This window comes from Pseudanabaena sp. 'Roaring Creek' (assembly GCF_001402795.1).
Taxonomy (GTDB): domain Bacteria; phylum Cyanobacteriota; class Cyanobacteriia; order Pseudanabaenales; family Pseudanabaenaceae; genus Pseudanabaena.
Window position 1 is genome coordinate 1 of record NZ_LIRE01000717.1, and the last position, 9,251, is coordinate 9,251.

Here is a 9,251-nt window from a genome sequence, read left to right on the forward strand (position 1 = left end):
AAAACCCAGAAGAGTATTGCGGCGCGAAGCGCCGCAATACTCTTCTGGGCTTTATGTCTTAACTTATTTAGCTATAGCTATATCCAACAAATCTTTACGCTTATAAATTAGCTATAAAGGTTGATATATCCCCGTAAGATTTGCTGAAGACGTAAAAAACACATAAAACCCAAAAGATGGGCGGCGCTGCATCGTACCGCCACCCATCTTTTGGGGCGGTTTTAAGTTTACTTATGCTTAGATAAGTAGCTGAGCATAAGTAAAACCCAGAATCAAAACCTGTAGCGCACGAGCAACGTGCGCTACAGGTTTTGGGGTTTTATATTTAATTGTGCATAGCTACTTACTTATATCCTTTGTATAACTTTTATATAACTTTTATAAATAAATATCGATGGGGATTAGGTATCATTCATTTATTACTTTGCATTTCAGAAAAAGTGAACATATTAGGGGAAAGTTAGCTTTTTCAGTTTTTGACTTTCTAAACAATTATTTCAATAGGTCACTTTATGAAAACGTTATTAAAAGGTCTATCTGTTGGTGTTTTTTCTCTAGCTAGTTGGAGTGCAATAGCGATCGCTCCCGTATTTGCTGGGTCAATAAATAATGTCACAATAGGCGGCAGCGCCCCCAATGACTATCTAGTCTTTAATGCAGATGCCACAAATACTTTTCTTGTAGCTAACACTTTGGCAAATGTCCAAAACGTTTTAGATGGTAATGCTATTAGTCCTACAGGCAATGTCGAATTAGCGGCAAGTAGCGAGAAACCTAGTTTTGATTTCACCAAAAATACCACTCTCCAAGGAACAATTGGTGGCAAGTCCATCACTTTAAGCAGTCTTACCGCAAGTGATTGGTCGGTGATTGGTACAACTTGGTTTAATGCCGCGCTAACAGCCTATGGGCTAGGGGGGCTACCCAACAACATCAAAAACTTTGCCTTCAGCCAATTTGCAAGCAATGGCGGATTTCAGAGGTTTAGCGATCCCAATATCTCCTATGTCAATCAAAATGACAATACGGGAGAAATTTCCATTGGCTTAGCGGGTTACCTAGATGCAACTCAACTATTACTTTCAGTTCTCCCCGATAGTTTTAAGCCTTTTTTAACTGGCAAAACTCTGCAAGCTAGCGAACTTGTGAAGTATGACTACGACGGTCAATCGGGCTATCTGTACAGCTTTAATGCCACAAATTCTGGACTAGTTGCTGCGGATGATGGAGTTTCACATACTGGTAACTACGAAGTTTATATCCAAGGTTCTAGACCAGTTCCTGTTCCTGCGGCTTTTCTGGGAATCGCCTTAGCAGGAGCAATGGGAGCGGGTATGCTCAAACGTCGCCAACTCAATCGCTAATTTAGATTCTCCATAGCTGTCGCTATATCAAAAAGGGAATGTCGCAACGCGACATTCCCTTTTTGATGATTTTTATACGAGTCTAACTAGCTTGGCGCTTAAGTCCCACATCCGTTCAGCTCTGGCATCATCACGGGCTTGGGGAGATACTGTCTGTACAAAAGATTTACCATCTTTCTTCTGACGATTACCCCAACTCCAATAGGCTCCCGACTGCCTGTATTCGGGATCGGCAATGACAGCGGCTACCCGTTGACCTGATAGTTCTTGAGTTACATAACCCTTCGTGATGTTCTTTTGGAACAATGGGAATAGCTTCTGGAAGAGAGGATAGTGATTACGGAATAGGGGAGTGTCAGCAACACATCCAGGGTAGAGAGAAGTAAAGGTAATGCCTGTAGATTCATGGTAGCGACGGTGCAATTCTCTCATAGTTAAGATATTGCAAACTTTACTCTCTTTATAGGCTCGGACTGGTTCAAACTTCTTTCCATTTGCCATTGAGATTGGTGGTTTAAATCCTTTCTCAAATCCCTCTAAGTTACCGAGATCGGGTTGTGGAGGAATCTTTCCACCCAATTCATCGGGATTATGGGTAACGGTTCCTAAAATAACCATCCGCCGATCGCTATAGGTTGATTTTTTCATGTCCTCAAGCAATAGGTTGCAAAGGAGAAAATGGCTGAGGTGATTGGTGGTCATGGTTAGCTCAAAGCCCTCTGGCGATCGCAAGGGTTCTTTGAGTAAGGGCATATAGATGGCAGCATTGCACAATAGGGCATCTAGGGAGCGACCTGTAGCGCGGAATTTAGCAATAAATTCGCGAACGCTAACCAAAGAGCCAAGATCGACTTGGATGATTTCATATCTATCCTTAGGAATGCCTACAGATTCCGCTGCTTTGTGGGTTTTATCGATATTGCGACAAGCCATGACAATAAACCAGCCTTTATCGGCAAGAGCCTTAGCTGACCATAGTCCTACGCCTGAAGAAGCGCCTGTGATAACTACTGTAGGTAACTGTGAATATGACATTTTTAAGAATAAATTTATAAACTTTGTTTAAAATTCTACAGCGATTTGGACTAAGGTGATACTTAAGAATTTTTACCGAAAGCGCCACTTACTAAAGCTTTGAGAATACCATAGGGCTAATGCTTACAGCATTTTTTAGACAAGTGATTTGCGCTCAAATTTCAGTATAATATAAGATATTGAGGTGAATACGATCAATGACTGAGGCAGAATTTAATCGACTGGTTAAGAGACTGGAAGTATTTGCTAGAAAAGATCCTAAAGCTTATAAGAATCAAGTCTGGTTAATGGCAATGCTAGGCTATTTCTATATGTTTAGCGCGATCTTGTTTCTGATTGGTGGTTCAGTTGGGATTGTCTGGCTAGGTATCCATAATGCAAATTTTATAGCCCATATTTTCACATCCCTAAGAGGCGCAGCAACTTTTCGTGGGGCGATTGTTCTCTGCTTTTTTATCCTAGCAACAATTTGCATTTTCTTTGTTGTCGCGATCGCCATGCTCAAATCGTTATGGATCAACTTTCCAAAGCCTACAGGCATCGAATTAGACCGTGAGCAGTTCCCTTCTCTGTTTAAAGTTTTAGATGAGTTAAGGCGAGCGGAAAAAGCGCCACAACTCGATCATGTGATTCTTAATCGAGAATTTAATGCCTCAGTGATGCAAGTCCCCCGACTTGGACTATTTGGCTGGAACGAGAATTACCTGACTATCGGGCTACCGCTCATGCAAGCCCTTTCTGCCGAGCAATTCCGTGCTATTCTTGCCCACGAATTTGGACATCTTTCTAATAAACATAAAATCTATCTCATTCGCCATACATGGCTACAAATTTTTAGCTCTGTCCAGAACACTCATCAAAATTGGTTGTATTCTCTACAAGGAAGTATTGGGCAAGCTGTAATTATTTTTGATGGACTTCTATCTAATTTTTACTATTTCTTAACTTGGTATATTCCTCGGTTTGACGCTTATTCTTTCGTTCTTGCACGTACCTATGAATATGAAGCCGATAGATGTGCCGTAAAACACGCTGGACAGAGAGCTACAGCCGAAGCCCTCACCAATGTCTATGCTAAAAGTTCATTTGCTACCGAACTATTTTGGCAAGACATCTACCAACAAGCAAAACATCATTCCGAGCCTCAAGGAAATCCATTTATATCCATAGGTCAAGCACTCAAAAATCCTATTCTCGATCAAAAATATTGGTTAGAACAGGCTTTAGAAGAGGAGACAAATAACTCAGATACACATCCTTGTTTGAGCGATCGCCTCAGAGCTTTAGGACTGCCAGCTAAAAATGCGGGAATTTTTTTAGTACCTTTGGAGCAATCTGCCGCAGAAACATTACTGGGAAATAGTATCAGGAAATTAGCCAGCCAATTTAATCGGGAGTGGAGGGAAATAATTTTACCCGAATGGAAAGAGCAATTCCTTCATGCGAAAAACTTACGAGCCTGTCTAACCGAATTAGAGGATCTCGAAAAGAAATATCCTCTTTCACCTAAGGATTTATGGAATCGATCGCGTTGGCTGATGGAGCTAGAGGGAGAACTAGCCGCTTTACCAACCCTGAAAGCACTCTTAGTAAAAGAACCCGATCATGCGATCGCTAATTTTATTGTTGGCAAACATTTGATATGGCAAAAGGATGAAAAAGGTATAGATCATCTTAAATTAGCCATGGAGCATGATCGTGAACTTATACCATTAGGTGAGCAAATTTTGTCTTCCTTTGTAGTGGAAAACCAAGATAATCAGAAGGATACAATACAATGAGCCAGCATAATTAAAGCCCAAACCCAGTAAGGTTTTGAGATTCCCAAAATGGCAACGCCATTTTGGGAATTGGTATTACTTATTAAACTGATCGCGTCATTTGCACTCGATAGCGTTCTTTTTTGGTAATCATAATGTCACCAATCGTGACTCTTCCTTTGCCACGAATGGCGATGAGATCGCCAGATTTGAGTTGATAGTTGGGCTGTGAGATAGTCTTCCAGTTAACGCGCACATCTTCACCATTAATCAAGTCCACCATTTTGCTGCGCGACATCCCGAAACCGAAAGAGGCGATCGCATCGAGTCGCAAGGATGCCTCAGTGGAAGTCAGTTCCTTCGTTACGGGAATGCGAATTTTTAACTCTTCCCAAGCGATCGCATTGACCTTAACGGGAACAGTCCGCACTTGATTGAAATGCAGTTGTAAATATTCCACTAGTTCGGGAACGACGATCGCCTGTGCGCCTTTTTCTCCTAATACATTGACATCGCCGACCTTTTGCCGCTCGATCCCCGTTCCGAGAATCGCACCAAGGAAATCGCGATGAGTAGCGGTGTCAAACAGGAAATTACCAGCGATCGATATTGCGGTGAGGCTGACCATGGACAGATCGAGGGGCAATTCACTACGGGCGATCGCCAGTCTTTGGCGTTCGGCTTGTTCGTAACCGCCCCACGCAAGGCAATGAATTTCGGTCATTTTGCCAAATACCTGTAGGGCTTCGGTAATTTCGGGTGGTGATAAAAAATCACTACACACGACATCCCAAGTCTGAACTGCGCGATCGCCTAAGTCTAGCAGCCGACTGAGGGTGTCGCGATTTTCAACATGATTCAATAGGTCACGGGGTAACATTAGATTTCGTCAAATTCCTCTTCGGGAATACGTTGTTTGGACTTGTCAGGAATTTTGGTTTCGCCCCAAGCATCGCGGATCTGCTGTTGGGTTTCGTTGCGAAAGTCGGGTTTGTTGGAGGTAGGGTAATCATCCTCGAAGTCGTCGTATTCATCGTCGTAATTATCGATCGGTGGTGGCGCGATCGGACGCGATGGTTCGGGACGCATTTCGGCTCTAGCTTGACGGCGTTGGGGTGGGGGATTAACGGGGATGCGCTCCTCTGCCCAATTATCGCCATCATCCCAAGATTGCTCTTGACGATAGACAGGACGCTGTTGCTGTGGTGGTGGCGAATAGGTGCTTCTCGTCCCCGACGATAGGGCGTTGTCGCGAATGGTGGTCGAGGGTGGCATATAGTCATCCTCAAATTCATCTTCCCAAGGTGCTTTTCCTAGCCCCAGACGCTCTAGGAGTCCTTTGCTTAGTTGGGTCATCCGATCTTCCATACCTTCGGTGACGATGATGCGATCGCGTCCTACGGCAATAATTTCGTTTACATCTAGCTCGTAGGTGCTGATCAGGCTAGCGGGGATAATCGGGTTGCCGATCGAGGCAACAATCAAAAACATTAAGTCGCCCGTTTCTGGGTCAAATTTAAAGTCTCTTACTTTGCCTAGCAATTCGCCTGATTCGGTGACGACTTCATTGTTAATGAGGGTGGTGTAGCGCTCGGTAACCAAAATATCTTCGAGTACCGACTCATCATCAACCAATATTGCGTCTGGTCCCAGTAAATCAATATTGTTAAGGGACATAAAAAATGTGTCGCCGATGCCTATCGGTGTCCCTGGAACAAATCGCTCGGCAACGGTTACTCCCGTAACGCATCGGCGATCGACATCTAGCCAAATTTGCGTTACGATGCCAAGCCGAATTGCCGATCGCTTGCTAAAGACTTGCAAACCCAATACGGCGGCACGTTGACGAAGATTTTCCGATTGCATCATGGCGGTGACGTGACTCTAAATGATTCCCAAACAATCCCCAACGGGTGGGGCATGAACTAAACAGGAGGGTAAATACCTAGCCCTGATTCTAGCAGACTAGATCCCCGTCGGTATCTTAACGTTTGTTCGGGTGGTTGTTCGGGCGATCGCATTTTCTAATAAGTATTTCTAAGTATTTCGGCATAAAGGATTCACTACAAGTTCAGCGCGATCGCCTTGCACCACTGTCGGGCGTAAACTTTTACTTAGCATCTCTCTTTTGCCCTTTCATAAGCTAAATCATGCTCAGCAAAACTAACCACCTGTACCCGTTTCGGCGTTGGTGATTCATACACCCGATACACCAAACGAAAGCAAACACCGTTATAGTCAATCTCCAAAGCACGATAATGCTTCAACTCACCCCGCAAATCATGGCTAGGCAATCCCTGCGTTTGCACTGGATCAATCGCCAAAACAAACTGATATTTAGCAAGATCCTTCTGTAGAAACTCAGGTAACAGAGGTAAATCTTCAACACCCACTAGTGGATGCAACGTAACCCTATACTTCGGCTTTTTTGTAACCACGCTTCACCAACCATTCATTTAAAGCCTCTTCATCGATCTCATCATCTTCATGGACAACCGTGATCCACATAGACTCATCATCCTCATCCGCTAAACGGGCGATCGCCTTCGCCTCTGCCGACTGGGGCGCAAGTTCTGCACCTAACGCTTGATAAATCTGCCATTTCTGCTCCTTGGGCAAAGATTGAATCAGCGTTAGCAAATTAGCAAACGACACTTGAGCATTAATAGACAACAAAGCCGACTCATGCGACGGTTCAGAAACTTGTTCAGTTTTTTCAGCACTAACAGGCTTTTCAGTTACTTGCATAGATTTAACACTCCAATAATTGCTCTAACTCTCGCACCTCAGCCGCTATAAAAGATTCTAGCTTGAGCCGTCCCGTCGTCATCTTTGACAAGGCGATCGCTATTTCAATCGGGATATTTTAACTTGAAAATTTAAGCTAATATTGTGGCAATTCCTGACGCGAAGATATTGTCGCCGCTATGTCTTATAGGGTTGATTTACGGCATGGGTGTAGAGATTAGTTTTGATGGTTATTTGCGATCGCTTGTCAGCAAAAAAGATGAGCGATTACAGGATAGTTATGCTCAAACCGATGCAACTGATCTATTTGATTTTGGTTTGATGGCGCAAACCCTACAGGAGCAAAAAGAGCGCCAAAAAGGTCAAGAATCGCAGGATTCCGAGCAAGAAGAATCCAAGATTGAAAGGTTTCCTGTGCTTGATGGCATTCGTAAGTATGCGGCGGATCATGTATTGCTGGTGGGTAGACCAGGATCGGGTAAGTCTACGGCTCTAAGAAAAATGCTGGTAGATGAGGCACAAAAAGTACTGGATAGTCAGTCTTCGTTGATTCCTGTCTTGATTGAGTTGCGTTCTTGGCGTACTTCTTACATAGCTTTGATTAAAGATTTTTTTAGAGTGCATAAATTCAGGTTGGATGAGGAAACAATTGACGATCTTTTGTTTGAGGGTAAGTTGCTGTTATTGGTTGATGGGGTAAATGAGTTACCTGATGCAAGACAGGATATTCGGGATTTCCGAAAAGCAAATGCTGACACACCCATGATTTTTACAACAAGGATGTTGGGGGTGGGTGGTGATCTTGAAATTGAGAAGAAACTGGAAATGCTGCCATTGACTGAACCACAAATGCGTCAGTTTGTCCAAATGCGTTTGCCAGATCAAGGCGACCAAATGCTACAGCAATTAGGCGATCGCCTCAGAAAGTTTGGAGATACGCCTTTACTTTTATCGATGCTATGCGATGTTTTTCAAAAAAATGGCAGGGTTCCTGCAAACTTAGGAGCAGCTTTTAGGGATTTTGCAAATCTCCATGATGGCAAGCTTAAGGAGGATGTACCAGTTTATGAAGATTCGAGATCGTGGTGGTCTAAGTTATTGCAGCAGTTGGCTTTTGCGATGATGCCTCAAGATCGTCCTAACGGCTTACGCTTGAGTATCCCTCGGTTAGAGGTGGAGGAAATTTTAACTCGTTTCTTAGATGGAGAGAAGTTTCCCAAACCACGGGATTATGCTCATCGTTGGCTAGAGGATTTGTTGAAGTATCATCTCATTCAAGTAAAACTTGTAGGTACTGATCAAGAAATTGAGTTTCGTCATCAATTAATTCAAGAATATTATGCGGCTGAGTATCTATTGCCATTATTCCCTAATCTCACTGATATTAAGCTTCAGCATAGCTATCTTAACTATTTAGACTGGACAGAATCTCTGGCTTTGATGTTGGAGTTGGTGGAAGGTAAGGAGCAGGCAGTGCGGGTAGTAAGTCTGGCGCTAGAGGTGGATTTGCGGTTGGGGGCGCGGTTGGCTGGGGAAGTGAGGCATGGATTTCAGGAGAGGACTGTTGGTTTGTTGATTCAGACAATATATGAAAGGAAAATTTCTCAAAGATTTGAGATCGGGCTTTTAGAAGAAACGAGATCTGACAAAGCCGTTGAGTCGCTCATTCTCGCTCTCAAGAATTCTGATTGGAGTGTGCGAAGTAATGCAGCAAATGCATTAGTCAAGATTGGCAGTGACAAAGCCGTTGAGTCGCTCATTCTCGCTCTCAAGGATTCTAATGATGATGTGCGAGAGAATGCAGCAGAGGCATTAGGCAAGATTGGTAGTGACAAAGCCGTTGAGTCGCTCATTCTCGCTCTCAAGGATTCTAATGATGATGTGCGAGAGAATGCAGCAGAGGCATTAGGCAAGATTGGTAGTGACAAAGCCGTTGAGTCTCTCATTCTCGCGCTCAAGGATTCTGCTCGTTCTGCTCGTTATGTGCGAGAGAATGCAGCAGAGGCATTAGGCAAGATTGGCAGTGACAAAGCCGTTGAGTCTCTCATTCTCGCTCTCAAGGATTCTGATGATGTGCGAAAGAATGCGGCAGATGCATTAGTCAAGATTGGCAGTGACAAAGCCGTTGAGCTTCTCATTCTCGCTCTCAAGGATTCTGATTGGAGTGTGCGAAGGAATGTAGCAGAGGCATTAGGCAAGATTGGCAGTGACAAAGCCGTTGAGTCTCTCATTCTCGCTCTCAAGGATTTTGATGAGGTGCGTTGGAGGGTAGTAGATGCATTAGTCAAGATTGGCAGTGACAAAGCCGTTGAGCTTCTCATTCTCGCTCTCAAGAATTCTTATT

General features: G+C 43.8%; 8 protein-coding genes. 3 read left to right on the plus strand and 5 right to left on the minus strand.

Annotation, left to right across the window (positions count from 1 at the left end; all coding sequences use genetic code 11):
• Nucleotides 1-512 precede the first annotated feature (512 nt).
• Nucleotides 513-1,364, plus strand: coding sequence for an NF038130 family PEP-CTERM protein (locus tag AC805_RS20950; protein ID WP_055077201.1), 852 nt, complete (start codon nt 513-515; stop codon nt 1,362-1,364).
• A 72-nt stretch (nt 1,365-1,436) separates the two neighbouring features.
• Here the strand turns inward: AC805_RS20950 and AC805_RS20955 are convergent, their stop codons facing one another.
• On the minus strand, nt 1,437-2,399 hold the full coding sequence (locus AC805_RS20955; RefSeq protein ID WP_055077202.1) for a protochlorophyllide reductase: 963 nt from the start codon (nt 2,397-2,399) through the stop codon (nt 1,437-1,439).
• 197 nt (nt 2,400-2,596) lie between these two features.
• Here AC805_RS20955 and AC805_RS20960 point away from each other — a divergent pair, with 197 nt between their 5' ends.
• Nucleotides 2,597-4,180, plus strand: coding sequence for a M48 family metallopeptidase (locus tag AC805_RS20960; protein ID WP_055077203.1), 1,584 nt, complete (start codon nt 2,597-2,599; stop codon nt 4,178-4,180).
• An 82-nt stretch (nt 4,181-4,262) separates the two neighbouring features.
• On the opposite strand, the gene AC805_RS20965 is transcribed toward AC805_RS20960, so the two are convergent.
• The 4 genes from AC805_RS20965 to AC805_RS25840 form a co-directional block, all read right to left on the minus strand.
• Entirely contained in the window at nt 4,263-5,039 is a 777-nt protein-coding gene (locus tag AC805_RS20965) for a photosystem II S4 domain protein (protein WP_055077204.1), read from the minus strand.
• Nucleotides 5,039-6,028: a PRC-barrel domain-containing protein gene (locus AC805_RS20970; RefSeq protein ID WP_055077205.1), complete on the minus strand. Its 990-nt coding sequence runs from the start codon at nt 6,026-6,028 to the stop codon at nt 5,039-5,041. The genes AC805_RS20965 and AC805_RS20970 overlap by 1 nt, the downstream gene beginning before the upstream one ends.
• A gap of 245 nt (nt 6,029-6,273) precedes the next feature.
• Nucleotides 6,274-6,564 (minus strand): hypothetical protein, encoded by a 291-nt coding sequence (locus AC805_RS20975; RefSeq protein WP_231663985.1) that lies wholly within the window; start codon nt 6,562-6,564, stop codon nt 6,274-6,276.
• A gap of 7 nt (nt 6,565-6,571) precedes the next feature.
• Nucleotides 6,572-6,907: a hypothetical protein gene (locus tag AC805_RS25840; protein WP_055077207.1), complete on the minus strand. Its 336-nt coding sequence runs from the start codon at nt 6,905-6,907 to the stop codon at nt 6,572-6,574.
• A 144-nt stretch (nt 6,908-7,051) separates the two neighbouring features.
• Between AC805_RS25840 and AC805_RS20985 the strand changes: the two genes are divergently transcribed.
• Nucleotides 7,052-9,251: NACHT domain-containing NTPase (locus AC805_RS20985; RefSeq protein ID WP_156341512.1), on the plus strand; the 2,200-nt coding region annotated here is incomplete at its 3' end.